This window comes from Cupriavidus sp. MPR-AND1C, assembly GCF_058809705.1.
On sequence record NZ_JBXASU010000002.1, the window covers coordinates 192,644 to 217,791 of the forward strand.

The following is a 25,148-nucleotide window of genomic DNA, read 5'->3' on the forward strand; positions in this document are numbered from 1 at the left end:
AGCTTGAAAAATTGGGCGCTCTAGCGGCTTGCGATGTATTGCGCCAGGTCTTCAATATCCTGTTGCGACAGCACTCTGACGACCGCCGGCATCGCGCCGGTGGCATCGCGTCGCGCACCGCTCTTGAAGCGCGTCAACTGATCGATGAGGTAGTCATGGCCTTGCCCGGCCAATCGCGGATAGACGTCCTTCCCCTCCAACTGCTGCCCGTGACAGGCGGCGCAGTTGTTGGCCTTGATCAGTGCTTCGCCACGTGCCACGCGCGCTGCATCGGCACGGAAGGTCGTATTCGGCAGCGGCGCCGTCTTCGAGAAAAACGCCACCAGACCGTCCAGCTCGCGCGGCGACATGCTCAGCGCCATCGGCGTCATGTTTGGATCGCTGCGTTCGCCGCTGGCGAATGCCGCAAGCTGCTTCTTGAGATAAGGCTCCGGCTGCCCCGCCAAGTGCGGATAGATCTGGCTACCCGCATTGCCTCCGTAGCCATGACAGCCAATGCACGCTTCGCTCGGACGTGGCCAGGTACCACCGGCATGCGTGTCATCCTGCGAGATCTGGTTGACCTGATGACCCAGTTGCAGCAGCCTGTAAAGTTCCGGCCCGTACATGATGCCGGCGATCACGGCGACAGCTAACAGCAGCCAGCCCGAGAGGATGAGCATCCGCTTGCCGCGGCTGCGTGGTTTCGTTTTCGTCGTCGTATTCATCATGCCCTCTTCGCTGCCGAGGCTTGCAGCGCCTGCAATGCTGCCTTGTGGCCGGAACGCACTGCGCCATCCATGTAGCCCGCCCAGATGTCTGCTGTTTCCGTGCCCGACCAGATCAGCCTGCCAACCGACGGATGCAAGGCTTCACCGTACTGGGTGAGAAAGCCGGGTGGCATCGGCGAGACGCAGGTCAGCGTCCATGGATCTGCCTTGCCCCAGTCGCGGTCGTGATAGGCCACGGGATGCAGCGCCTCGTCACCGAGCGCCTCGGCATAGATGCGCGTCAATTCGGCCTCGGCCACCTTCGGATCGGATGGCAGTAAGCCGGTGTGCACAAACGCGTTGATCACACCGAACGAGAGATCCTCCGGCGAGTTGTCATAGGCCCATAGCACCGGCCCCTTGATTTGAGCGATCCAGCCGCTCAGCCCCTTGTCGCGCCAGAACGGCTTCTTGTAGACATGGGCTGTCTTGCGCATCGGCGCATAGGCGGGCCAGCGCCGCTGCATCTCGTGGCGTTTTTCCGGCAGCGGCGGATCGAAGGCGATCTGGTTGCACAGCGGCGGCGAGAGCGCGACGATCACGTTGCGCGCACGGATCACGCCATTCGGGGTGTGGATGGCAACCGGCCCGTTCTGCCAGTTTTCAATGCGCAACACGGGGGTCGACAATCGGACCTTGTCGCCCAGTGCCTGTGCCATCTTGATTGACAGGATCTGCGAACCGCCCGAGAGACGGGCCTGCTGCGCACCACCACTGGTGCCTTCGAGCCGCTCGTACTTGCAATCGGCCGAGTTGATCATCGACAGGTAGTACAGGAGCGATAGTTTCGTCGGCGAGGTGCCGCTCGTCAGTCGCAAGCTGGATGCCCAATCGATCTGGTTCTCCGGCGCGATGTTCTTTTTCGCCAGCCAGTCGCCGACCGACATCACATCCCATTCGGCGGCATGCGGCGACTTCCACGGCGCCCCCGACGGCACGCTCTTGGCCATCGCCTCGAGTTCGCGCTGAAACTTCGGATCCGTACCGGGTACGCCTCCGATATCGATCGCGGCGCGTGCATCGCCGGCCAGCATCATGGACTTGCCTTGCCAGTAGGTGAGGAACGTACCGACGCCGAGCTCGCGCGCCAGATCGGCGACTGCGGTCTGGCCTGGCCCAATCCATTGGCCGCCTGCTTCCGAGAAGTAGCCGTTGCCGAGATCGTGGTTGAGGGTGCGTCCGCCGACGCGGGCGCGCGCCTCCAGCACAACGAAGGATTCGCATCCGGCACGTTTCAGGTCACGCGCCGCCGTCAGGCCTGCCAGCCCGGCGCCGATGATGGCCACCTCGAGCACGCCGCGCTCATCGCTTGCAGCACTCGCAGCGCTCGCCACCTTCGGCAGTACCGCCGCCGTTGCCACGGCCGTCACCGACGCGGCCATGCCGAGAAAGCCGCGACGCGTGAGCGCGGCCGCCTCCGGCGCCTCATCGCGTTTCTTTGCAATAACGTCCATCTTGTTTCCCGCCTAGCTTGAAAAATCTGCGTGGTCTATCGGCTTGCGATGTATTGCGCCAGGTCGTCGATATCCTGTTGCGACAGCGCTCTGGCGACTACCGGCATCGAGCCGGTGGCATCGCGGCGTGCGCCGCTCTTGAAGCTGGTCAGCTGATCGCGCAGATAGCCGTAACCCTGCCCGGCCAACCGCGGATACAGGTCCTTGCCCTCCAACTGCTGACCATGACAAGCGGCGCAGTTGTTGGCCTTGACCAGCGCCTCGCCGCGCGCCACGCGTGCCGGATCCGCCTGGAACGTCGTGTTCGGCAGCGGCGTCATCTTCGAGAAATGCGCCGCCAAGCCGTCAAGCTCGCGTTGCGACATGCTCACCGCCAGCGACGTCATGGTCGGATTGCTGCGCTCGCCGCTGGCGAAGGCGGTGAGCTGTTTCTTCAGGTAGGCCTCCGGCTGACCCGCCAAGCGCGGATAGGTCTGTGCACGTGCATTGCCCCCATAACCATGGCAAGACACGCACGCTTCGCTGGCGCGCGGCCATGGACCGCCGACACGCGTGTCCTCCTGCGTGATCTGATCGAGCTGCTTGCCAAACTGCAGCAGGCCATAGAGCTCCGGCCCGTACATGACGCCGCCGACCACCACTGCGGCCAACAGCAGCGCGCCCCCCAGCACCAGAATCCGCTTGCCGCGGCCGCGTGATTTCGTTTTCGTGTTCGTCATGCTTTCAGCTCTGCCACGGCCTGAAGCGCCTGCAATGCCGCCTTGTGGCCCGACCGTATGGCACCGTCCATGGTGGTAATCCAGATTTCCGCGGTTTCCGTACCTGCCCAGATCAGCCGGCCGATTGACGGATGCAGCACATCGCCGTACTTGGTGAGAAAGCCCGGAGGGATGGGCGATGTGCAGCTCAGTGACCAGTTGTCAGCCTTGCCCCAGTCGTGCTCGTGGTACGCGACAGGATGCAACGCCTCGTCGCCAAACGCCTGGGCATAGATGCGCGAGAGCTCGGCTTCGGCAGCCTTGGGGTCGGACGGCAGCACGCCGTTGTTCGCAAAGGCCGAGATCACGCCGAACGAGACATCTTCCGGCGAGTTGTCGAAGGCCCATTGGACCGGCCCCTTCAATTGCACGACCATGCCGTTCAAGCCCTTGTCGCGCCAGAACGCTTTCTTGTAGACATGCGCCGTCTTGCGCATCGGTGCATAGGCAGGCCAGCGGCGCTGCATTTCCCGGCGCTTTTCCGGCAGCGGCGGATCGAAGGTGATCTGATTGCACAGCGGCGGCGAGAGCGCGACGATCAAACTGCGCGCGCGGATCACGCCCTTCGCGGTGTGGAGGGTCACCGGTCCGTTCTGCCAGTTCTCGATGCGCAGCACCGGGGTCGACAGGCGCACCTTGTCGCCCAGCGCCTCGGCCATCTTGATCGACAGGATCTGCGAGCCACCCGCAATGCGGCTCTCCTGTGCACCGCCCTTGACTGCTTCGAGCTGCCGGTAATTGCATTCAGCCGAGTTGATCAGGGACAGATAGTGCAGCATCGATAGTTTTTCCGGTGCAGTACCCGTCGTCAGCTGCGCGGCGAGCGCCCAGCCGATTTGGTCTTCCGGTGTGAGGTGCTTGGTTGCCAGCCAGTCGGCTAGCGACATGGCGTCGAACTCGGCAGCACGCGGTGACGTCCACGGCGCGGCGGTCGGCACGCTCCTGGCCATCTCCTCGAGCTCGCGCCGCAGCTTCGGATCCGTGTCAAAGCCGCCATCGATTGCGATGGTCGCGCGTGCGTTGCCGGCAAGCATCACGGCCTTGCCCTCCCAGTACGTTAGGAAGGAGCCGACCCCCAGCTCGCGAGCCAGATCGGCAACCGCAGTCTGGCCGGGCCCGATCCATTGGCCACCCGCTTCCGAGAAGTAGCCGTTGCCGAGATCGTGGTTGAGGGTCCGTCCGCCGACGCGGTCGCGCGCTTCCAGCACAACGAAGGACTCGCACCCCGCACGCTTCAGGTCACGTGCCGCGGTCAGGCCGGCCAGCCCGGCGCCGATGATGGCCACTTCGAGCACGTCGCGCTCGTCACCGGCGGCACTCACAGCGCTCGCCACGTTCGGCAGTACTGCTACCGTCGCCACTGCCGTCACCGATGCGGCCATGCCGAGAAAGCCGCGCCGCGTGAGCGCAGCCGCCTCGGGCGCCTCATCGTGTTTCTTTGCAATGTCGTCCACCTTGACTCCCCGTGCCCAACTTGAAAAATCTGCGTGATCTATTGGCTTGCGATGTATCGCCCACAGCCGTCGATATACTGTTGCGACAGCGTGCTGACGCCCTCGGGCATCGCGCCAGTGGCATCCGGCCCGCACCGCTCTTGAAGCGATAGAGCCCCCGCCCATGCGATCCATGGGAGGGACGGATGCACTGGAGTCAGTCGAAGTGGCCGACCTCGACAAAGTCGTCCTGCTGGAGCAACGCCTGCGGGTCAGTCATCACCCCGTTGCGCTCGACAAATCCCGCATAGGTCGTGCTGCACGACCACCCAAGCAGCCGCTGCATTTCCTCAGGAAAGCGCTTGACGCGCTCGATCGGCAATGTCAGGTAGTGGTTCTCTTCCTGTCGCAAGATCGCGAGGTCATACGACATGGTCAGTCCCGTGCGCGGCGTATTGCTACGGTTCTGACCACCTCCGTGGTACGTCGAACCGATGAAGATCAGCGCATCGCCCGCGTCCATCGAGGTCGGGATCGCCTCTTCTTGCTTTGGCATGCGTTCGTCATCCCACTTGTGGCTGCCCGGGATGACCAAAGTCCCACCGTTCTCTTCAGAAAAATCGGTGATGGCGATCATGATCTGCACGCGAGCCTCTCGGTTGTAGCCGGGGTGCCGCCAAAGCCAGACCGAATCGTCACGGTGCAACGGTTGCACGCCTTGACCAGGGCGAATCTGAATGGCCTGCGTCACACCCACCTGAATATCGGGCGCCACCTCGACCTGGTTCTCTCCACTCCAGAGCTTGATCGGCTTCTGCAGGATGAGGCGTGCGGTTTCGAGATACAGCGGGTTCAGCGCGACGTCGACCATATGGTCGGTGCGTGCAAACAGACGTGACAGCCGCCGCGTTTGTGCACCGGCAAAGTACTCGTCCACCCCGTTCGGGGTCGCTTCGAGCATCGGAAGAAGTTCCTGCTTCAGGTTCTCGAGCAGGCTGGGGCTGAGGAAGCCCTTCACGATCACACCGCCGTCCGCTTCAATGGCGGACGCGAGTTCAGAGGGCGCGGCTGAATTGGGGAAACGCTTAACGGACATGGTGTTACCTCACGATGATATTGAAGACTGAACAACTGCGAACCCGCTTCGATCGCTTCCCCGTTGATAAAGCTGACCTCACTGGAGGCAAGGAACGCATAGACGTTTGCGATTTCATTTGGCGAGCCCAGGCGGCGCTGCCAGCAGTTGGAGCGGAATCCTTCGAGTACCTTGTCAGGCATCGATTTCTGGAACCTTCAGGCTGAAGCGTCGCGCACCTTGCGGTTCACCCAATCGTCCATCGCGTTCGCGCCGACCAGTAGCCCATTGATGAAGCACCACCGGAACGGCTCGGGCGGCAGCGAGGGCGTGTCGTGGTGCAACGCAGTCAGCAGCGGCGGCTCGGTGCCGCGAATGTGCTGGGCAATCATGTGCCCCACCATGGATTGACTGGCTACACCATGCCCAGAACACCCTGCGGTGTAGTAAATGTTCTGGTTCGCGCCGCTTCTGCCGACCACGGGAAGTGCGTCGCCGGCGGCGCTGATATAGCCGCTCCAGCAGTGCCGCAATGCGACGTCCTTCAAAATCGGCAAGCGCTCATGGAGGTTCGTCCTCAATTCACGATACTGATCGTAGGCGGGCACATTCGGCGTCTTTGAGCCGTATGGATAGTGGATGCGCTTGACGGTGGAGATGATCGTGTTGCGTGCCGTCAGGCGGAAGCTTTCCATGGCGTAGTGGCCGGTGATGATGCCTTCGCGCCTTGGCCAACCCAGCGACGCCAGTTGCGCTTTGGACAGCGGCTCGGTCTCGATTGCCGAGATCCGCAATGGCACCACCTTGTTTGCAAGCAAGCCGAGCTGCGGGGTGTAGGCATTGGTGGCAAACATCAGCACCGGGGCGCTGACGCTACCGCCCGGGGTCTTCACCTGGATGACGGGGCCTTCCGTGTAAGACAGCAGCGGCGTGTTCTCGTAAAGCTTCACGCCGGCCCGCAGTGCCGCACGCCGCAGCCCCATCACGTATTTGCCGGGGTGGAGCGTGCCGCCAGTCGGTGTGTATTCGCCAAACAGGAACGCGGGGGGGATCCCGCGCGCGCGCATCTGCGCCTGATCCAGAAACTCCGACTTATGGCCGTGTTCGGCACCGATCTGCATCTCCTCGCGGATCTTCTTTTCCTGCGATGGATGCACGCCCACACGGATCCATCCGGACTGCACGTACTCGCAGTCGATATCGTGTTCCTTGAGCTTGCCTTCGACGAAGCCGACTGCGTCGTCGTAGTAGCGGACGATCTGCGTCGCCTGCTCCTTGCTGATATCCCGGAGCATCAGATCGTATTCGAGCCCCATGGCGCCGGCCAGATAGCCCGCGTTGCGGCCGCTTGCGCCAAAGCCGGGAAACTCACGCTCAATGACAACCACTTTCGCGCCCTGCTTGGCGAGCTCCACTGCCGCGGAAAGGCCTGCGAAACCGGCGCCGGCGATCACCACATCCGCGCTGACATCGCCTTCGAGCGCAGGTTGCATGTCGTCGGGCTTTTCAACCCATCCCCCAAGCGCCCGATACTTTTCGAGGTCGGCTCGCTCTTTGCCGTCTTCCACCGGTTCCGTGCGCGCACTTTGCATCGCCGCCACGGCAGGCACGACAACGGCCGCGGCTGCCGCACCTTTCACGAAATTGCGCCGGGTCATTCCCGCACGCTCAGCTGGCTCTTCCTGCTTTGACTCGACAACCGTGCTCATTTCAGACTCCCTCAATCCTTGCTCAAAATGTGGACAACCTGTGCCGCCTCTTCGATGCCCTGACCCTGGCGCATACCGGCCTCGCCACGCAGTGGTGTAACCGGCTCATAGAGCTGGCCGGTGCCGGCGTGAATGGATGCGCGACGGTGCACTGCACATCCGTTGAAGCCGGCTCTCATGTCCGGGGGAAAGAGAAGCGACGCCGCCCTTCTCCTGTTTCACCACCAAGTTGGGAAGGCGTGCAGCACCTCTCGGAACCCGCATGCAAAGCAGCACTGCGATGACTGAAATCCACCGGCTCCTCCGCATTTGATACCAATCAAGCATGAACGTATCTTCAGCCCTAGAATTACGTTATGACGGCCTAATATTAACGTCGCTACGGCCTACAATCAAGGACGAAGACGCTAGGGAAAACACCGACCAAGCGCGACGCAAACGGTGTCATGCCGACTCAACTTCGCACGCTGCAAGGTGCTGCGTAGCGCAGCAGACCAACTAAGGGGCTTCGCAGTGCAAGGTTGGCGCGGACAGTCGTCCGCTACGTGCTTGAGTTAAAGACGTAGGCGAGCGCCCGGCGCACGCAAGCAGTCATCTCTTATGCACAAAGGCAGCGGAGAAAGAAGCGGCGTTTTTCCTCTTCCGTCGGATAGGCCTATAATCTGCAGAAGTCTTGTACAAGCCATGGGAGAGTCGACGTGCAAAATAGCGCGATCAAGCGAGGAGCCCCTGACCATTCGGAGGGAGCCAAGTCCGAGGTGCGGCCGTCAACGCGGCGCAATCGGGAACAGCGCATTCGGGAGATCATTGATACCGCCCGCCAGGTCTTTCAGGATGACGGCTATGCCGGGTTCGCAATACGTCGTGTAGCGGATCGCATGGGCATCACCCATGGAAATCTCCAGTACTACTTTCGAACGACAGAAGAATTGCTGCGCACCGCGGTCCCGGCCTATATGAGCCAGGTCATGGAGGACTACACAGCGATTGCGAATCGTCCGGGCACGGGGGCAGCACAACGTTGCTCCGTGCTGATCAATCGCATCTTCCAGAACATCAACGAGACCGATCTGCCGAAATTCATGGTGGAGATCTGGGCATTCGCCTCGCATGACGCCTTTGTCGCGGAACTGCTGGACGATATGCAGGCGCGTTTTCGAGGCATCTTTGCGAAGTTACTGTCGGAGCTTCACCCCACGTTGAACAGCGAAGAATGTCTGGTGCGTGCCGCCGTCATCGGCGCCCAGATGGACGGCATGACGCTATTTGCATCGCACGGCGATTACCCGGGAAGAGACTATGTCGAACTCGCTCGTGTTGCGAAGCGCGCCGTAAAGATGGTCGTGAGTGCTTCAGCAGCGACGCTGAAAAACGAGGTGCCCCTTCGTCGTCCACGCACGCTTCACGACGGTAGCGATCTCCGTGTCAGCGTTTTTGGATCTGACGGGTATCTACAACCGGCCCTACTGGAATTGCGCGTGCGTCAGTCGGCTCAAGACACCTTCCACTATCGGCCGACAGCCCAGGGGAAGCGTAGAGAGATCAAGATTAACGAGATCATCTCCATCGCCGCCAACCTGCTGGCGACGGAAGGCTATGCAAACTTCACCTTGGCACGGGTGGCAAGAGAACTTGGCGTCCTGCCATCAGTGCTTCAGAACTATTTCCCGACCCATGACGACTTGCTTCGCTCGACGATGGAGGCGGTGGGGCAGGCTTATCTGGACCGCTACTCGGAGATCGGCAAACCAAGCGACAAGCCGACACAGGAGCGCATGCTCGAAATTGCCGCAGAAAACTTCAACGAATCCTGTGTTCCTGCGGTACAGCAACTCTGGTCGGAGATGTGGGCGCTGGCCCAGCATTCAGAGATCACGCGTGAGTATGTGAGAAACGGCTATGCCGCCTATCGGGTGATCTGGGCCGATCTCATCCGCGAACTCGACGCGTCGGCAACCGCGCGGGAATGCCTTGCTCGCGCGACACTCATCACAGCACTGCTGGACGGTGTAACGATGCTGCGGTTTGACGCTCAGCATCAATCCGTGAGCGAGGACCGCGCATTCGAACTGGTGATGGTGATGACAGCACTTATCGCGCAGGGACGCATCGCTACCAACGACGTTCCATAAAGCAAGAGCATCAACAAGCCGCACGGATACGCCCATTGGCTGGCTGCCCGGAAGCAACCCGGACTCGAGATCGCGGCTGTATGTCCGACCGCCGACGCGGTCGCGCGCCAGATTCAAGAAGAATCCGACCCGCTTAGGAAAAAAGATGCCGTGCTGCCACGGCATCGAAAGACCCCAGAGGAGACCGAACCTAGGATCCAGGAGACGTCACCAGCGCACACATTCAATTGCACCGAATCGCTGTGCACTGTTCTAAAGAACCTCGGCGTCGTTGTGGTCAGACGCGACCCCAGCCAGGTGCTACGCCACCGCTGCCGAGGCACTTCTCATGCGTCAACGCAACTGCGTGAAATATGGGGGCCGGTACGGTTCGCCCGGCGTCAGCGACGAATCATTGAGCTCGCTAATGTCATAACCGAAGTTGCATCCCCCAGTCGGCAGGGGCCGGTAGAACAGCTTGTCGCCGTGGAACCGGTAGACCAGCGTATGGCGATCCGGGCAATCCGGGGTCACGGGAGCACCACCGTGCAGGGAGCCGGAGTGGAACACCAGCGCATCGCCCGGCTCAAGATCCCAGGAAAGGACATCCCACGACACAGGATCCTTCATGCGCTCAGCCTCAATGTTGGGCAGTTGGGGCCAATCGGTATTGGCCCACAACGGCTTGGTATGATTGTTCGGGTCGTCGTAGGAGGTACCGTTGTACTGAATGCCGAGGTGGGAGCCTCGCACGATTTCGAGCGCATTCTTGCGGGGAATCCTCTCGAAACAGGTCCAGATATTGAGCATCTGCGGCCCGCTCATTGGATAGTACGAAGTGTCCTGGTGCCACGGCGACCGGCCAGCCTTGCCGCCCTTCTTGATGAAGATTTCCTCACCGATCAACCACACATGCTCGGTGTCCCAGAGCGACGCCACAAGTGCATCGAGTTCCAACGCCTTGACCGTCGCAACGTGCACATCGCGGTTGTCAAAGTTGCCGTAGTCGTTGAAATGCTCGTCCGGCGTGCCTTCGAACGCGTAGCCGTGCTGTGCGCTCGGATGGGCGACCCCGTAGTCGAACGCCTCGCGCATTTGCTTGAGTCGCTCCGAGCGAAACAAGCCTCGGACGACGGTCGCACCATCACTAGCCAATTCCAGCTTCATCTGCGCAGTCACTTGCATGTCAATCTCCTCTTGCCTCGTTAAACCGATGTGTGCGAAACAGCATCACAAACGCGCTCAAAGCCCAGCGAGCACGCCATCCTTCGAAAACAGAATCGGCCTGCCGCCCGTATCGATCACCGCTGCCGTGACCGCTGCTCGGTCGGGGCGCTGAGCTACGTCGAACGGCGCACCGTCCTCGCGCTGCTTCATCACCAACCCATCCAGCCCAACCGCAAGGAGCCCCTTGCCCGATGCCACAAGACCGGTGATCGAACTCTTGGTCTCAGCCTTCAATGGTTGCCAGGTCGATCCGCCATCGCTGCTTTGGAACAGGCTGCCGAGCAGACCACCCACCACAATCCGCCCATCGGGCATGGCTACACCCGACCACAGCGAGCCCTTGCCGCCCGTTGCCAGGTAGTCCCAAGTGGCACCGCCATCGGCCGACTTGAGCACCGTCCCTTGCTCGGCCGAGATGTAGAGCGCGCCCTTACCATCCGCAAACACGTGGTACAGATTGCGGTCGGCCTTGCCACCCCCGGGTGGTTTTAGCAACGTCGTTTTGGTCCACGTCTTGCCACCATCATGAGTCTGCAGCATCAAAGACCACAGCCCAACCGCAATGCCGTCGTGGTCGTTCGTAAATAGCACAGAGAACAGCGGCTGATCGACGGCCGTGTCCATCCGTTGCTTTTGCCATGTCTCACCGCCATCGCTCGTCGCGAGAATCACACCCCACTGCCCGCCTGCCCAGCCGTGTTTTTCATCGGCAAAGGAGACAGCGGATAGCGTGGCGGACACCGGCACCGTGCGCGCCTGCCGATACGTGTTGCCTTCATCGTCGGAGAGCAGAACGATGCCGTGCTCGCCCACGGCGACGATGCGTTTTCCGGCGCGCGTGGCGTCCAGCAGCATCCTGTTGGTCGGCACTGGCCACGTATGCGCGGGCTTGGCGCTCCAGGTCGCGACCGTGCCTTCGGAGGGTGCTTGTGCAAGGACCACAGAAGCCGCGCACAGTGCAATGCTGGTAAAGATGGTTTTCATCATGGTTGCCTCCGGATCAGTGGTTCAACAGGCCCGGTGCACGCGCCGGCTTGCGCCGCGGGAACCAGCGCTCCAGCACCGAGGCCAGCGCTGGAAGTGCGGTCATCGCCATCACCAAGTTCACGATGAACATGAAAGCCAGCAGCTTGCCCATGTCCGCCTGGAACTTCAGGGCCGAGAAGCTCCATGTCGCCACACCGACGGCCAGCGTGATGGCAGTAAAGATCGTCGCCACACATTCGAACTCCAGCGCACGCTCCATCGCGCGCTCGATCGGGTCGCCCTCGGCCAGGTGCCGCTGCAGGCGGTTGTAGATGTACAGCGCGTAGTCCACGCCGATGCCCACCGCCAGCACCATCACCGGCAAGGTCGCCACCGTCAGGCCGATCTTGAGTTCCTTCATGAACCAGTAACCAATGAAGGTGGCCACCGTCAGCGGCACGCAGCACGCCAGCATCGAGCGCCAGTCGCGGTAGGCCAGGAACACCAGGATCACGATGGCTGCGTAGACGTACAGCATCATCGGCAGCTCGCTGTGTTCCACCTCGTCATTGGTGGCGGCCAGCACGCCGGCATTACCCGCTGCGAGGCGGATCTTGATACCCGGGAACGGATGCGATGCGCGGTACTGCTTGATGTCATCCAGGATCCGGTTGATCGTCGTCGCCTTGTGATCGGTCAGGTAAAGATGGACAGCCGTCATGCTGCAATCCGCCGTCATGAAGCCCTTCAGGCGTGCCACATCGACCGACACAGCCCCATAGTTCTCGGGGTCGATCGGCACGACGTTCATCTTTGGATAGTCTTCGTTGTAGCCCGCGTTGTAGGTGCGCAGCATCCCCGAGTACGACTGGGCGGACACTACGCCCGGCTCGGTGCGCATGGCGGCGGTGAACTCGTCCTCATACAGGCCGGCCGCCGGGTTGTCACAAGCCTTGCCGCTCGACTCGATCGCCACCGACAACCAGTCGAGGCCCATGTCGTAGTTGCCGGCAATCGACGCCGCATCCCGGTTGAAACGCGCTTCCTCGCGCAGCTCCGGCGCGCCCGGCTGCAGCGTGCCGATCACACGGTCGCGGCTCTGCCAGACCGCGAGCCCAAACACCACCAACGTGATCAACAGCGTGACGCCGGCGTACTTCGGCTGGGCGACCTTTGACAGAGGACGCAGGACCGCCGAGCGCCAAGCCGCACGCTTTAGTGCGCTCTGCGCATAAGCCTGCGTGAAGTTGAAGCACGAGGCAGCCACCGGCAACAGGATCAAGTTCGTCACGATCTTGTAGGCCACACCCAGCGATGCCGTGATCGCCAGCTCCCGCACCATGGGAATCGGGATTAGCAGCAGCGTGATGAAGGATACGAACGCGGTAACGAGGGCCAGCACACCGGGGATCAGCAAGCCGCTGAAGCTGTGGCGGGCGGCGTCGTAGGAACTATTGCCGCGGGCAATCTCGCGCACGATGAAGTTCACTTGCTGCACGCCGTGCGACACCCCGATGGCGAACACCAGGAACGGCACGAGCACCGCCAGCGGATCAAGCCCGAAGCCCAGCAGCCGCAGCGTGCCGAACTGCCAAACCAGCGACGACAGCGAGCACACAATCAGCAGCACCGTGAAGCGCACCGAATGGCAGTACCAGTACACCGAAAGGGCCGTCAGTAGCAGCGCGATCGCGCAGAAGACGAGCACACCCTTGGCGCCATCCGCAATGTCCCCAATTTGCTTGGCGAAGCCGATGATCTGGACCTCGTATCCCGCATCTTCGAACGGCTTGCGGATCTTGTCTTCGAGCGTGTGGTTGAACGCCACGTAGTCGAGCACCTTGCCGGCGCTATCGCGCTCGTTCAACTCAGCGGTGATCATCGCGCTGTCTTCGTTGTGCGAGACAAGCGTGCCGACATAGCCGCCGAGCGTAGTCGCGCGACGAATGCTCGCAACGACCTCAGGCGTCAGTTGATCCGGCGTGATGTTGCCCGAGATGATCGGCTCGGCGCGGAAGCCTTCTTCGGTGATCTCGTTGACGAACGCGTTGGGCGTCCACAGCGAGCGCACACCGATGCGATCCACGTTCGGCAGGTAAATGACGGCCTGGGTCACGTTGTACAGACGTGTGAGCCCCTCCGGCGTCCAGATGGAACCCTTTTTCGCGCGTACCACCACCGTGATGCGATTGGCCCCAAGCAGATCGTTCCGGTACTTCTGGAACGTCTGGATGTATTCATGGCCGATCGGCATCTGCTTCTCAAAGCCCGCATCCATGCGCAGTTGCACGGCGAAGACTGCCATCCCTGCGGTGAACAGACCGATCACCACGAGCACGATCGCGCGGTGGCCGAAGAAGGCTTTTTCCAGCCCCGCAACAAGACGATTCAACACGACACTACCCCTTCAAGTATTTCTGGCTGCGCACCGCGTGCGCCGCTGCCCAACACGAACGCGTCAGAAGTTGCGCGTGACGAATGCGCCGATGAAGTTGCGATCCGAGTACGGATTGCCGACCGTGTTGTGGCCACCCCAGAACGCCGTGAAGTTGATGCCCGCTTGCCACACCGTCGGGTTCTGGTTGAACAGCACGTAGAAGTTGGCCGACTTCGCGCCCTGCATGTAGTTCGCGTTGAAGGTGGGCGTATAGCCGTACAGGCCCGCGTTGAACGTCACACCCGGCGTGACCTGCCAGCCCGGGATCAGCGTGCCGTCATAAGTCCAGTTGAAGTCGACTGTCACGCCGCCCGAGGCGGCCGTACCCTGGCGCATGCCGATGGGGTAGCCCGCGCCCGAGTTGTTGTTCAGCCACGTTAAGTAGCCAGCCTGGGGTGCCTGCATGACCTGCACGCTGTTTACGGTGCGTGTCACGCTGCCACCCAGGCCTGGGTAGTAGACCATCGTGGCCTCGGCGGTCAGCGTGGCCGACTGCGCTCCGATCATCTTGAGGAACGGATACTCGCTGCGGGTGAGCGCCAGAATGCCGTTGATGCCGAACTGCAGCTTCTTGCGATCAACCCACTGCTGGCAGTCGACACCGGCCGGGTTCACGTTCAGGTCCATCGGTCCGCCTGCGCCGTAGCAGCCCGAGAGCGCCACCGCGTCACGCGGGCGATACGACAGTTCCGTCCCCACTGCCCACGGCCCAACCGGGAAGTTCGCGCTGATACCAAACAGCTGACGATTCTGCTGATACGACCACTGCGCTGTGTTGTTCGCGAACGAGGTCAACACGGGCGACTTGTCGGTGTAGTTCTCGTAATAGAAGGCGAAGTTCGCGTCGATGGAGGTCGGCACGTAGTTGAACTTCACACCGAACTGCGGCTTGTACTTCGAAGGCTGCTTGTTGGAGACCGGCAGCCCGATCGAGAACGATGGGGCCCCGGCGAAGTCACCATTGACCAGGCCGTTGTTGATTGCCGCAATAGTGCCCGGGTCATGGCTGTTCAAACCGTTCTGGCCTGCGACCGTGCCCGCGCTCGGGCCATTCGCGTTGAAATTGGTCGTGTTCACGGTGAACGGCTCAGCACCACGGCCCACAACGTTGGACGCCGACCAGAAGGAGCCAACCGGCGGCATGCGGTTGCCGTTCTGGATGAACTGGTAGTAGGCCTCGGTGCTGAAGCCATGTGAGAGATTCGTGGCAAAGCTCACCATCGGCGCGGGTAGCAGCGCCTGCTTGAGCTGCGAGCCCGGAATCAGCAACTTCTGGATATCAAGCGAGTTGGTGGCATTGATGCCGCCCATGGCAAACATGCTCTCGCCCCAGTTGATGACCTGGTTGCCGATACGGACGTGGGCGTTCTGATCCGCCACGGTAAAGTCCTTTTGCGCCCATAGATCAAGCACGCGCGCGTCGTAAACCACCTGCGCCCTCGCATCACTCGACAGTGGCGTGCGCTCGGTGTTCTTGGCCATGAAGTCGTACATGCCGGTGCCGCGCGCCATGAACTTCAGGCCCTCGCTGGGCATCGTCAGCAGCAGCTCGCTGGTCGCGCTCAGGTACGTGCTGTAGGGCTTCCATCGGCGATAGTTCAAATCGCCGTTGTCGCCCGCGCCCCACTGGTCGGTGTTGGCCGCCGCACCGCAGCCGTTTGCGTTCGGATCGCCCGTGAGTGCGCAGCTCGGGCTTTTTGTCCGCGTTGCCACACCGGCTGTGATGTTGCTTACCAGTGATCCCTTGACCGCGTCGTCCCCGCCAAAGGTGAAATCGTAGGCATATGCGCTTGACGCAGTGGCCCCCAGAACGGCGAGCGAGATCGCGCTCCGCCGAAACATCGTCGTTGTTTTCATCGTGATTCCTCCAACCCGTTTTGATACCGGCACGCCCCTCCTCAAGTGCGTGCCGGTCCCCGCTCATGCGGCCACGTTCAGCGCTCGCTCACCGCGCGCAGGGTTTCGGCCGTGAAGAAGTCCGTCTTGAAGCGCGGATCATTGATCTGCTCGTACCAATGGATGTCTTTGCCCTGCCCGAACGTCGTTTGATCCATCACGTAACGGCCATTGCTGAGGTCGTACATCGCGAAGGGCATGTTGTCGCACGTGCCGCCCAACTCCCACACCGGAATCGGGTAGCTCTCGCGCACCTTCCACAACTTGCCTTGGGCGTCATAGTCTTCGCCGATGAGGGCTAGCCAGCTGTCTTCATCGAGGTAGAAGGCCTTCTTGGATGCAACGTGGCGCGCGCTCGGTTTGAGCGTGGCCTCAACCACCCAGACGCGGTGCATCTCGTAGCGACGGTTGGCCGAAGCAATGCCATCGGGCGTGGCAACGTCGTGCAGGTTGGTTTTGAACTTGTACATGCCGAACGCGTTGTACGGCACCAGCAGTTCCTTCTTGCCGACGAGCTTCCAGTTGAACCGGTCGATGGTGCCGTAGAACATGTTGGCCTCATCGATCAGGTACTGGTTCTCCATGCCAATGACCGGCGCATCGTGCGTATAGGCCGGCATGCGACGAACACGTCGCTGGCCCGGGAAGTAGTAGAACGTCTCCGAAGGCTTGTTGAAATACTGACGTTGCACGAACGCCTGCCCAGCGAGCGCCGGTGGCGATTCCATCTTGAAGAAGGCCGCACTGCTCAGTTGATCAACATCCTGCGGCGTCGTCTTGCCCGGCTTGCCCCAGGGGAAGAAGGCATGCTGCGGAGAGATCACGTCGATCCATTCGTTGCTGCCCGGGCGCGGGGAAATGGAGGTGACCATCTTCGGCCATTCCAGACCCTCACCGTGGTAGCGATACATATAGTTCAGGATCGCCTCTGCGCCGTTCTTGGGCTGGGGGAACGCAACACCAGGAAGGGTCGCGGTCTGCATCTGCTCTCCCGTCGAATCGAGCTTCGCTCCCGTCGCGTTCGCCTTAGAGTTCTGCGCAACGAAGTCAGGCACCTGGCATTCGCGATGCGACGGATACACATCCATGCGATAGCCCTTCTTCTGCTTGAGGAGCTGGATCTGGCCGGGCGTCAGCTTGTCTGCGTACTTGTCGATGTTCGATGCATCGATCGAGTACAGCGGCTTCTCGTTCTTGTGCTTCCAGAAATCGCCGCGGTACTTGCCCCACTCCCATCCGGCTTCGGGGGATTGCTTGCCAGCGTAGGCCGAGACGCTACCGTCCTTGCTGGCAGAGCGATCAGCGCCCTCGGGTGTGAGGTCTTCCGCCATGGCGGCGGTGCCGATCACACAACATACTGCGGCCGCGATAGCGGATACGACTCCAATGCGTTGCTTCTTCATCATGGGCTCCTTCCAATATCTCTCGCCTTGCAGCCAGCATGTCCGGCCGCCTCAAGCGCTCATTCCTCTCCGGATCCGGCCACGGCCATTGCGCGAATCTCGATAAGCAATCCATGCAAGGCCAACTGCGTCACCCCCACCGCTGACCACGACGGATAGCGGCTCGGAAAGTACTGGTCCTTGACGGCGACAAATGCATCGATGTCGCCATGCAGGTCCGTGTGAAACGTCGTGAGCTCAACAACATCGGCCAGGCTTGCGCCCGCCTCTTCGAGAACGCGCTTCAGGCATTCGAATGCGATCTGCGCCTGCGCTTGCATCCCCTGCGCAGGCTTCATGTCGGCGTCCACCCCAACCTGGCCAGACACCCACACCATGTCGCCCACACGCGTTGCCGGCGAGAAGTGATACGCGTCGTAGTGCCCTTGGAAAGGGGCCGGGACGATCGATTGACGCCTATTGCTCGCTGCCATGGCTTGAGCCTCCCTGCATAGATGCGTTGATGGAAACAGGTGCGCGGAGTGGAAGAAAACGCCAATAGCGCTGTTGCCCCGGCATGTGTTTTCGGGCTGCCATTTGAAGATCGCCTCGCCGCCAAGAAAGCCAGCACGGGCGCGTGACGCGCGGTGCGGTACCGACCTGGGCGACACCCAACTGAGCATCGCCTTACGAGTACGTATTGACGGCCTACACATAGCGTTTGTATGGCCTAATATTAGCGTTGCACTGGCCTATCTGCAAGGTGGGAAAAGCTAGGGAAAATACCAACCAAGCGGGACGCAAACGATGTCCAACCGGTTCATTACGCGTGCTGGTGTGGATTCGGCGGTTCGATCGCCGCAGCGCAACGCTTCAGCACGCGCGAGTGTCGCGTTGCCATCGGAGGGAGGGCCGGAACTGGAGCGACTGAGGGAGGCGCACTCGCGACAACGCCGGCTCCATCGCCAGGAGCGTCGAGAATTCCGTGTTCAAGGGGGCTGAGATTCACGCGGGCGGTCGACCGAACCGATCCGCGCATGGTAAGGCGAATGGGGTCATGCCTTGCACGCCTGGCAAATTGCCGAAGTGCGAGTCAAGACCGGCAGGATCGGCGCGGCATGCCTGGCGCAGCGATCAGCACACGCGCTAGCTCGCGTGCCACACGTCAGGAGAAGGCGACCTCATCGTCACCCATCAGAAGCAACGCTTCACGAATGCGAAGAAAGTCGGCGAATGAATAAGCCCGCACGCTCTAGCAGATTCTGCGCAGTGCTGATGCGCCCTGCCGCCGTGAAGATGCCGTGCATGTGACGAGGCAGGTGGTGATGCTCCAGCAAGCCACCTGCCCGCGCCGCCATTGCCGCGTATTCAATGCCTTCGTCGCAGAGTGGGTCCAGGCCAACCGTGGTGATAAACATCGGAGGCTGACGGCGGCCCTCTGCGTGTAGCAGCGGCGACAAGGCAGGCTGGTCAAGCGGTGTGCCTGCGGGCACGTACAGATCACGGAACCATTGCATCGATTCTGCGACGAGCGGCAGTCCGCCCTGGAAGCGGCCATAGGACGGCCGGCTTGCTGTAAGGTCCGTCACCGGATAGAGCAGCACCTGGCCTACGACCTGGTACGCCCCTGTAGCCGGCGCGTTGCTGATGATGGTCGCCATACTGCCGCCCGCGCTATCGCCAGCCAGCACCACGCGGCTGGCGTCAATGGACAACGCAGCCGCATTGGCTACCAGATAGCCGAGTGCCTGCTCGCAGTCCCGTAGCGGCACGGGCCATTGATGTTCCGGGGCAAGGCGATATTCCACCGATGCAACGATGCAGCCACTTTGCCGCGCCAGCAGTCGGCAAATGCCGTCATGCGTGTCAATGCTGCCAATCACCCAGCCGCCGCCATGCAGGAACACGACCAACGGCCCCTTGCCGCCCGCGCACTCCGCCTCGTCGGGCTGGTACAGCCGCACCCGAATCTCACCGTCGGTCACTGGCACCATGATGTCGCGGTGGTCAACGCCGTCGATGTCTTTCAAGCCGTGCAGGCCGCAGGCCCGGGCAAAGTTCGCACGCGAAGGCTCCGGCGCCTGGCTGCCGTAGTGCAGGCCGCCCGCCTCGCGGAACGCCTGCACCATGGGCCGCGCATCCTCCGCCACCTCGCTTAGCGGCTGCCAGGAGAGTTCCGAAGACAAGTCCCTGCCCCCGTCAAACCTGCTCGAATGCGCCGAGATCCCAGCGCACCGCCGCGCGGTACTCGTCCACCGTGCCGGACCAGTTGTTGATGACCTTGCCCTGGGCGTTCTTGTACCAGCTTGAGCAGTCGGCGGAAAACGCCGAGCCGCCCATCGCCGCCTGCAGCGCACGGTTGTAGTCGTCGGATCGCGCCTTGCTGACCTGGCACGCACCAACGCCCGAAGCCTCGATGCCGCGAATCGCATCGATGATGTAGCGCTGCTGGATCTCCAGCATCGACAGGATGGAGTTGTGGTTCAGGTTGGTGTTCGGGCCATAGATCATGAACAGATTCGGGAAGCCCGGTACCGCCATGCCGAGGTAGGCTTCCGGGCCGTCGGCCCAGGCATCGGCGAGCGAACCGTCGAGGCCGCTGACCTGCAGGTCACCCTGAAATGCCTGGCTCTCAAAACCGGTGCCGAACACCACGACATCGAAAGCGTGCACGCGGCCATCCTTGGTCAGGATGCCCTCTTCGACAAACGCCTCGATTCCGGCCGTCTCGAGCGTGACGTTGTCGCGTGTCAGGGCCGGATAGTAGTCGTCGGAGCGCAGAATTCGCTTGCAGGCAAATTCATAGTCAGGCGTGAGCTTGGTACGCAGGGCCGGGTCGGCCACGCTGCGCTGCAAATGCTCCAGCGCCAGGCGCTTGCCTTCGCGCTGCGCATCGGTGCCGACGCGGGTGCGCTCGAAGCCTGACTCTCGGAATGCATGCAGCCTCTCGCGGCTCTTCTCGAACAGTACCGGATCGCGCTGAAATTCATCGAGCTGTTCCGTGGTGAAGACAATCTGATTGCGCGGCATGATCCAGTTGGCGCTGCGTTGGAACACGGTCAGATGGTTCACCACCGGCGCAATCTCGGGAACGTACTGCACCGCGCTGGCCGCGTTACCAATGCTGGCGACGCGCTTGCCACGCAGATCCACGTCATGGCGCCAGTCGGCGGAATGAAAGTATTCCCCCTTGAAGGTGATCAGTCCCGGCACCTTGGGAATCAACGGCCTGTTGAGCTGGCCCCAGGCCGGCACGAAAAAGCGTGAGGTCAGGCGCGAGCCGTCGGCCAGCTCGAAGCGCCAGAGGCGATCGGCCTTGTCCCAGACCGCGCTGCGGATTTCGCTGTTGAAGCGCAGGTGGGCATCGAGCCCGAAACGGGCTGCGAGCGATTCCATGTAGCCGAGCAGCTCGTCGCGGCCCGCGTACAGGGCACTCACGCGCAAATGCGGATGGAAACTGTAGCAGTAGAGGTGCGATTCGGTGTCACACGCCGCGCCGGGATAGGAGTTGTCGCGCCAAACGCCGCCGAGCGCCGGGCACTTTTCCAGCACGACGAAATCATCGATGCCCGCTTGCTTCAACTGGGCCGCCATGCCCAACCCGCCAAATCCGGCGCCGAGGATGACAACCTCGTAGTGACCGTTGGTTTCCACGTTACTCATGATGCGTCGCTTCCTGTACTGCGGGCCCCGCCCGACGACGGGTCCCTTTGCAATGGATTGGTAGATGCCAGCCTGCGCTGTGCCCGAGCGCATCGCAGGCGAAGGTCAGGCTTCGCGCCTGGCGTGGGCCAACACGCGTTTCTCCAGGCAGTGGCGCGCCGGTCTGCGCCGGTCCAGCGAGCGCCCCACTCTCTCCTCAGTACGCCTGTTCGTAGAGCCGCAGGGCGTCGGCATGCTGCACCTCGACCGGGTTGTTCTGCAGTAGGCGCTGCTGCTGCATGGCGTCCGCAGCAAGCATCGCCAGGCTTTCGCGCGTGACACCTGCATCGCGCAGCCGCCGCGGCGCACCGGACCGATCCATCAGATCCTCCATGAATCCAATAAAGGCCGCGGTGCGGGCTTCGTCATCGCCGTCTGCCTGACCGATGCCCAGCGCACCAGCCAGCTCTGCGTACTGCGCAGCCGCTGCTGCGGCGTTGAAGCGCAACACCGGCCCAAGCATCAGCGCGTTCGACAGACCGTGCGGGATATGGAAATGCCCACCCAGCGGATACGCTAACGCATGCACGGCTGCAACCGGCGCATTGGCAAAGGCTTGGCCGGCGAGCGTCGCGCCAAGCAGCATCGCCTCGCGCGCGCCCCGGTCGTTACCGTTCTCGCATGCAGGTAGCAGATTGGCCGACAGCAGGCGCAGCGCCTCACGCGCGAGCGCATCGGAAATGGCGTTCTTCTTGTGCTTGCTGGTGTAAGCCTCGATGGCGTGAACCATGGCGTCGATCCCCGTGGCCGCGGTGTGCTGCCGCGGCAGGCCGACGGTCAGCTCGGCGTCCAGGATCACTCGGTCTGCATAAAGCTGGGGCGCGACGATTCCCATCTTGGTCGTCTCGCCGACCGACACGATGGAGATATTGGTGACCTCCGAACCGGTACCGGCCGTGGTCGGCATCTGCACCAGCGGCACGCGTGCGCCCTTGACGTTTCCGATGCCGTACATCTCGGCCAGCGGCTGCCCGGAGACAACCAGCACGGCCGCCAGCTTTGCAATGTCCATCGACGAGCCGCCCCCCAGACCAACCACGAGATCGACACGGGCCGCGCGCGCCTGCTCGACGCAGCGCAGCAGCACCACCTCAGGCGGATCGGCCACTACCTCGTCGAACACGGTCACGCGGAAGCCGGCTGTCGCCAGCGATGCCTTGGCGCCCTCCAGCACCCCGGCCTTGTGCAGGCCACCATCGGTGACGACCAGCACACTGCGGCGCTCGGTCCATGCGGCCAGGATCTCTCCCAGGCGGCGCGCGGCGCCCCATTCCTGGAGGATGGAAGGGACCGTGTCGAAACGTACCGGCTGTTGGAATTGAGCCATTCTCTTGCTCTTTGGTGTTGTCGGTTGCGCCGTGGTCAGACCTGTGCGCACAGGTACTTGATTTCCAGGTATTCGTCGATGCCGTATCGCGAGCCTTCGCGGCCGAGGCCGGACTGCTTCACGCCGCCGAACGGGGCCACCTCGTTGGAAATCAGACCGGTGTTCAGGCCCACCATGCCGTACTCCAGCGCTTCACCAACGCGCCAGATGCGCGCGTTGTCGCGGGTGTAGAGATAGGCGGCAAGGCCGTACTCGGTGTCATTGGCCAGAGCAATCGCCTCGGCCTCATCGCGGAAGCGGAACACAGGAGCTACCGGACCGAACAGTTCCTCGCGAGCCACGCGCATGTCCGGCGTGGCGCCGGCGATCACGGTTGGCTCGAAGAACGTGCCACCCAATGCATGGCCCTTGCCGCCGACGACGACCTTCGCGCCCTTGCCGACGGCATCGTCGATCATGGCTTGCAGGTGTTCGCACGCGGACTTCTGAATCAACGGCCCCTGCTGCACGCCTGGCTCGACACCATTGCCGACCTTGAGCTCCGCCACGCGGCGCACCAGCGCCTCGACGAAGCGATCGTAGATGCCGTCCTGCACCAGGAAACGGTTGGCGCATACGCAGGTCTGCCCGCTGTTGCGGTACTTCGACGCCATCGCACCTTCGATGGCGGCATCGAGATCCGCATCGTCGAACACGATGAACGGCGCGTTGCCGCCCAGCTCGAGCGACAGCCGCTTGATCGTCGGCGACGACTGGCTCATCAGCACCCGGCCAACCTCGGTCGAGCCTGTGAAGGACAGTTTGCGCACGACCGGGCTGGCCGTCAGGACCGCGCCGATCTCGCGCGATGGGCCGCACACCATTTGAAGCACACCGGCGGGAATGCCGGCACGCTCGGCCAGCACTGCCAGCGCAAGTGCGGTCAGCGGCGTCAGGTCGGCCGGCCGCACGATAATCGAACAGCCCGCGGCAAGGGCTGGTGCCACCTTGCGGGTGATCATCGCTGCCGGGAAATTCCACGGCGTGATGGCCGCGCAAACGCCGACCGGCTGGCGAATGACGAGAATCCGCTTGTCGGTCTGCGGATGCGGTGCGACGTCACCGTAGATGCGCTTGGCTTCTTCCGCGAACCACTCAACAAACGACGCCGCGTAAAGGATCTCGCCGCGCGCTTCGGCCAGCGGTTTGCCCTGCTCCGAGGTCATGATCAGAGCCAGGTCGTCGGCATTGGCAATCATCAGATCGAACCAGGCACGCAGCAGCTTAGCCCGCTCGTGGCTGCTGCGGCGCTGCCACACGGCCTGCGCTTGTGCGGAGGCCGTGATCGCGGACTCAACCTCGGCACCGCTCAGGCTGGCCACGCGGGCCAGGATCTCGCCCGTGGCAGGATTGGTCACCGCAAACGAGCGTCCGCCGGATGCCTCTTGCCATCCCGAGGCCAACCAGGCGCGCGTTTCCAGCAGTGAAGGGTCGCGCAGGCGGGCTTGGAGCGCTGTAGTAACTTGCGTATCGTGGTTCATTACTTTGAACTGCATATGATGTGGATGACGCTTCGCAGAAAGCGGCTGGGCAAGCTATACAGAGGCCGGCGAACCAGATATCGGAACGCTTCGACCGCACGCCCACCCTGGTTGGAAGGCTCTGCTACACCTCCGCGGCGAGCCAATGTGCAGCGACCTTCGCAAACGCCGACGCCTTGGCATAGGTGCAAAGAGACAGTCAGGGCAGTGCAACCATGCAAGATGTCAGTCTCGACAAACTGCCTCGTAGTTGCGTATCACCGGCCTATAAACAACGTTGTCATGGCCAAATATTAGCGTCTTAATGGCCTAAATACAATGTGGCAGAAGCTAGGGAAAACACCAACCGGCTCAGGCGCAATTGATGTCGAGTCGAGTTAGTTGGGCGTGTTGCGGGACATGCAGTCGCGGCTGTTCAAGCGCAGTGTTTGCACGTGTGTGCACTCGCCATTCGAGGTAGACACCTCGTTGCCGTGTATGCGGGCTTGAATGACTGAAGGAGACGCAAGGCTTGTCGACGCCCACCAACGTGGACAACGGTTCGGAGTTCGCTAGTAAGGTGCTCGATGTGGGGCGTACGAAGCGGGTTGGCTTGACTTCCTCGCCTCCCGTTTCAACATAAAGCTTACCGTGAGCATCGATACCTCTACCCGCGTACAAGCTGCTACAGCGCTCTCCGTTGCTCCGCGTTGGCCCTATTTGGGGAATCGAATGGAAGGGACTTCCCCGTCCCGAGGCAGCGGCGGAAGCCGCAAGTCGGCATCGAGGTGCATGATGGCTTGTCGAAACGCCATCAAGACCACAGGAGGGGAAGTCCATGTCCATTGTTACCGTGGGGATCGATCTGGCCAAGACCATGTTTGCCGTTCATGGGGTCGATGCGGCAGGCAAACCACTTCTCGTCAAGCCGAGAGTTGCCCGTGATCAGTTGGCCATGCTCATTGCCGAGTTACCCCCTTGTCTGATTGGCATGGAGGCTTGCTCGGGCGCGCATCATTGAACTCGGCTGTTTCGCGTGCACGGACAGACCGTCAAGCTGATGGCGCCCAGGTTGGTTGCGCCATATCGCATGTCCGGCAAGCGTGGCAAGATCATCGGGATCCTTGATGTCAAGGCTGATGAAGCGCTTGCCGCAGTTGATGGCATGGAAGGCCGCGCCGCTGCCCTTCCACTTGCTCGGCCCCCAAGCCGAGCGCCGCAAGGATCTGGCCGGCGAACGGCGCCGAAGCGCTGTCACTCCGCTCGACCACCACCACGCCGTCAAGAGGAAAGTCATGCATTGCTGATACGCTCCTTCGCTGGATATGCGTTGCGTTGCATCTGCTTGGACCTGACGCATGCGCGAAGCGTAGAGGTGCGCCACCGTCTCTCCAACTGGCCTCCTTCGAAACGGCGATTCCGA

19 protein-coding genes and 1 pseudogene are annotated in these 25,148 nt (G+C 62.0%); 2 read left to right on the forward strand and 18 right to left on the reverse strand.

Features of this window, described 5'->3' with window-relative positions; genetic code table 11:
- Positions 1 to 20: 20 nt before the first annotated feature.
- The 7 genes from AC1RWI_RS02180 to AC1RWI_RS02210 all read right to left on the reverse strand — a co-directional run bounded on the left by AC1RWI_RS02180 (position 21) and on the right by AC1RWI_RS02210 (position 7,178).
- Positions 21 to 710 carry a c-type cytochrome gene (locus AC1RWI_RS02180; RefSeq protein ID WP_082055092.1) on the reverse strand — a complete coding sequence of 230 codons (690 nt, stop codon included), beginning with the start codon at positions 708 to 710 and terminating at the stop codon, positions 21 to 23.
- Positions 707 to 2,203 carry a flavin monoamine oxidase family protein gene (locus tag AC1RWI_RS02185; protein WP_492864285.1) on the reverse strand — a complete coding sequence of 499 codons (1,497 nt, stop codon included), beginning with the start codon at positions 2,201 to 2,203 and terminating at the stop codon, positions 707 to 709. Before AC1RWI_RS02185 ends, AC1RWI_RS02180 begins: the two co-directional genes overlap by 4 nt.
- A gap of 35 nt (positions 2,204 to 2,238) precedes the next feature.
- A complete protein-coding gene (locus AC1RWI_RS02190) occupies positions 2,239 to 2,922 on the reverse strand; it encodes a c-type cytochrome (RefSeq protein WP_052494937.1) in 684 nt (227 codons plus the stop codon).
- On the reverse strand, positions 2,919 to 4,415 hold the full coding sequence (locus AC1RWI_RS02195) for a flavin monoamine oxidase family protein (RefSeq protein ID WP_492864353.1): 1,497 nt from the start codon (positions 4,413 to 4,415) through the stop codon (positions 2,919 to 2,921). Before AC1RWI_RS02195 ends, AC1RWI_RS02190 begins: the two co-directional genes overlap by 4 nt.
- Positions 4,416 to 4,611: 196 nt before the next feature.
- Positions 4,612 to 5,490: a phytanoyl-CoA dioxygenase family protein gene (locus AC1RWI_RS02200; protein ID WP_492864287.1), complete on the reverse strand. Its 879-nt coding sequence runs from the start codon at positions 5,488 to 5,490 to the stop codon at positions 4,612 to 4,614.
- A complete protein-coding gene (locus tag AC1RWI_RS02205) occupies positions 5,415 to 5,672 on the reverse strand; it encodes an SDR family oxidoreductase (protein ID WP_492864289.1) in 258 nt (85 codons plus the stop codon). Before AC1RWI_RS02205 ends, AC1RWI_RS02200 begins: the two co-directional genes overlap by 76 nt.
- Positions 5,673 to 5,687: 15 nt before the next feature.
- Positions 5,688 to 7,178, reverse strand: a complete 1,491-nt coding sequence (locus AC1RWI_RS02210; protein ID WP_492864291.1) for an NAD(P)/FAD-dependent oxidoreductase — start codon at positions 7,176 to 7,178, stop codon at positions 5,688 to 5,690.
- 698 nt (positions 7,179 to 7,876) lie between these two features.
- On the opposite strand from AC1RWI_RS02210, the gene AC1RWI_RS02215 reads away from it, so the two are divergent.
- Positions 7,877 to 9,310, forward strand: coding sequence for a TetR/AcrR family transcriptional regulator (locus AC1RWI_RS02215; RefSeq protein ID WP_492864292.1), 1,434 nt, complete (start codon positions 7,877 to 7,879; stop codon positions 9,308 to 9,310).
- 333 nt (positions 9,311 to 9,643) lie between these two features.
- Here AC1RWI_RS02215 and AC1RWI_RS02220 read toward each other — a convergent pair whose 3' ends face one another.
- The 10 genes from AC1RWI_RS02220 to AC1RWI_RS02265 all read right to left on the reverse strand — a co-directional run bounded on the left by AC1RWI_RS02220 (position 9,644) and on the right by AC1RWI_RS02265 (position 23,746).
- A complete protein-coding gene (locus AC1RWI_RS02220; protein WP_043353799.1) occupies positions 9,644 to 10,474 on the reverse strand; it encodes a phytanoyl-CoA dioxygenase family protein in 831 nt (276 codons plus the stop codon).
- Between the two features lie 57 nt (positions 10,475 to 10,531).
- Entirely contained in the window at positions 10,532 to 11,503 is a 972-nt protein-coding gene (locus AC1RWI_RS02225) for a WD40/YVTN/BNR-like repeat-containing protein (RefSeq protein ID WP_043353798.1), read from the reverse strand.
- Positions 11,504 to 11,516: 13 nt separating this feature from the next.
- Entirely contained in the window at positions 11,517 to 13,877 is a 2,361-nt protein-coding gene (locus AC1RWI_RS02230; protein ID WP_492864295.1) for an efflux RND transporter permease subunit, read from the reverse strand.
- Between the two features lie 63 nt (positions 13,878 to 13,940).
- Positions 13,941 to 15,776 (reverse strand): DUF1302 domain-containing protein, encoded by a 1,836-nt coding sequence (locus AC1RWI_RS02235; RefSeq protein ID WP_492864297.1) that lies wholly within the window; start codon positions 15,774 to 15,776, stop codon positions 13,941 to 13,943.
- 77 nt (positions 15,777 to 15,853) lie between these two features.
- Positions 15,854 to 17,221: a DUF1329 domain-containing protein gene (locus AC1RWI_RS02240; RefSeq protein WP_492864299.1), complete on the reverse strand. Its 1,368-nt coding sequence runs from the start codon at positions 17,219 to 17,221 to the stop codon at positions 15,854 to 15,856.
- Between the two features lie 56 nt (positions 17,222 to 17,277).
- Complete coding sequence (locus AC1RWI_RS02245) at positions 17,278 to 17,691, reverse strand: RidA family protein (RefSeq protein WP_043353792.1); 414 nt, start codon at positions 17,689 to 17,691, stop codon at positions 17,278 to 17,280.
- Positions 17,692 to 18,405: 714 nt separating this feature from the next.
- On the reverse strand, positions 18,406 to 19,227 hold the full coding sequence (locus tag AC1RWI_RS02250) for an alpha/beta hydrolase (RefSeq protein ID WP_492864301.1): 822 nt from the start codon (positions 19,225 to 19,227) through the stop codon (positions 18,406 to 18,408).
- Between the two features lie 169 nt (positions 19,228 to 19,396).
- Positions 19,397 to 20,860: a flavin-containing monooxygenase gene (locus tag AC1RWI_RS02255; RefSeq protein ID WP_492864303.1), complete on the reverse strand. Its 1,464-nt coding sequence runs from the start codon at positions 20,858 to 20,860 to the stop codon at positions 19,397 to 19,399.
- A gap of 196 nt (positions 20,861 to 21,056) precedes the next feature.
- Positions 21,057 to 22,226, reverse strand: coding sequence for an iron-containing alcohol dehydrogenase (locus tag AC1RWI_RS02260; protein ID WP_492864355.1), 1,170 nt, complete (start codon positions 22,224 to 22,226; stop codon positions 21,057 to 21,059).
- A 35-nt stretch (positions 22,227 to 22,261) separates the two neighbouring features.
- Complete coding sequence (locus AC1RWI_RS02265; protein ID WP_043353786.1) at positions 22,262 to 23,746, reverse strand: NAD-dependent succinate-semialdehyde dehydrogenase; 1,485 nt, start codon at positions 23,744 to 23,746, stop codon at positions 22,262 to 22,264.
- Positions 23,747 to 24,563: 817 nt separating this feature from the next.
- On the opposite strand from AC1RWI_RS02265, the pseudogene AC1RWI_RS02270 reads away from it, so the two are divergent.
- Positions 24,564 to 24,836 (forward strand): annotated as a pseudogene (locus AC1RWI_RS02270) (IS110 family transposase); the annotation flags it as partial.
- A gap of 19 nt (positions 24,837 to 24,855) precedes the next feature.
- Here the strand turns inward: AC1RWI_RS02270 and AC1RWI_RS02275 are convergent.
- Positions 24,856 to 25,026, reverse strand: a complete 171-nt coding sequence (locus AC1RWI_RS02275) for a hypothetical protein (RefSeq protein WP_236702269.1) — start codon at positions 25,024 to 25,026, stop codon at positions 24,856 to 24,858.
- Positions 25,027 to 25,148 lie beyond the last annotated feature (122 nt).

What these genes read in the sequence shown, in the direction of transcription:
- AC1RWI_RS02260 (WP_492864355.1), bottom strand. Translation starts at nt 22,226, where the DNA reads ATGGCTCAATTCCAACAGCCGGTACGTTTCGACACGGTCCCTTCCATC.
- AC1RWI_RS02275 (WP_236702269.1), bottom strand. Translation starts at nt 25,026, where the DNA reads ATGCATGACTTTCCTCTTGACGGCGTGGTGGTGGTCGAGCGGAGTGAC.
- AC1RWI_RS02205 (WP_492864289.1), bottom strand. Translation starts at nt 5,672, where the DNA reads ATGCCTGACAAGGTACTCGAAGGATTCCGCTCCAACTGCTGGCAGCGC.
- AC1RWI_RS02185 (WP_492864285.1), bottom strand. Translation starts at nt 2,203, where the DNA reads ATGGACGTTATTGCAAAGAAACGCGATGAGGCGCCGGAGGCGGCCGCG.
- AC1RWI_RS02220 (WP_043353799.1), bottom strand. Translation starts at nt 10,474, where the DNA reads ATGCAAGTGACTGCGCAGATGAAGCTGGAATTGGCTAGTGATGGTGCG.
- AC1RWI_RS02245 (WP_043353792.1), bottom strand. Translation starts at nt 17,691, where the DNA reads ATGGCAGCGAGCAATAGGCGTCAATCGATCGTCCCGGCCCCTTTCCAA.
- AC1RWI_RS02265 (WP_043353786.1), bottom strand. Translation starts at nt 23,746, where the DNA reads ATGAACCACGATACGCAAGTTACTACAGCGCTCCAAGCCCGCCTGCGC.
- AC1RWI_RS02240 (WP_492864299.1), bottom strand. Translation starts at nt 17,221, where the DNA reads ATGATGAAGAAGCAACGCATTGGAGTCGTATCCGCTATCGCGGCCGCA.
- AC1RWI_RS02235 (WP_492864297.1), bottom strand. Translation starts at nt 15,776, where the DNA reads ATGAAAACAACGACGATGTTTCGGCGGAGCGCGATCTCGCTCGCCGTT.
- AC1RWI_RS02180 (WP_082055092.1), bottom strand. Translation starts at nt 710, where the DNA reads ATGATGAATACGACGACGAAAACGAAACCACGCAGCCGCGGCAAGCGG.
- AC1RWI_RS02255 (WP_492864303.1), bottom strand. Translation starts at nt 20,860, where the DNA reads ATGAGTAACGTGGAAACCAACGGTCACTACGAGGTTGTCATCCTCGGC.
- AC1RWI_RS02225 (WP_043353798.1), bottom strand. Translation starts at nt 11,503, where the DNA reads ATGATGAAAACCATCTTTACCAGCATTGCACTGTGCGCGGCTTCTGTG.
- AC1RWI_RS02210 (WP_492864291.1), bottom strand. Translation starts at nt 7,178, where the DNA reads ATGAGCACGGTTGTCGAGTCAAAGCAGGAAGAGCCAGCTGAGCGTGCG.
- AC1RWI_RS02200 (WP_492864287.1), bottom strand. Translation starts at nt 5,490, where the DNA reads ATGTCCGTTAAGCGTTTCCCCAATTCAGCCGCGCCCTCTGAACTCGCG.
- AC1RWI_RS02190 (WP_052494937.1), bottom strand. Translation starts at nt 2,922, where the DNA reads ATGACGAACACGAAAACGAAATCACGCGGCCGCGGCAAGCGGATTCTG.